The 278-nt window shown below is 70.9% G+C and carries 1 protein-coding gene; it reads left to right on the forward strand.

Annotated elements, in window-relative coordinates:
• Position 1: 1 nt before the first annotated feature.
• Positions 2-278: LysR family transcriptional regulator (locus tag SB751_RS29940; RefSeq protein ID WP_410749016.1), on the forward strand; the 277-nt coding region annotated here is incomplete at its 3' end.

Genomic DNA, 278 nt, shown 5'->3' on the forward strand with positions numbered 1-278 from the left:
CGTGGCGCGCCATGGCTCCATGGCCGAGGCCGCCCGCCGCCTGGGGCTGACCCACGGCGCCGTGGCGCAGCAGATCCGCAAGCTGGAACAGGAGCTGGGCGTGGCGCTGGTGGCGCGCGCCGGCCGCACCGTGCACCTGACCGCCAAGGCCATCGAACTGATCGGGCCGATGCGGGAGGTGCTGGAACGGATCGAGAAGATCCGCTACCTGGCCCGTTCCGACGAAATGATGGGCGAGCTGCGGCTCGGGGCCGGCAATACGGCGCTCAATTCGATGG

Origin of the sequence: Cupriavidus sp. SIMBA_020 (assembly GCF_046535395.1) — a bacterium.
GTDB lineage: Bacteria > Pseudomonadota > Gammaproteobacteria > Burkholderiales > Burkholderiaceae > Cupriavidus > Cupriavidus campinensis.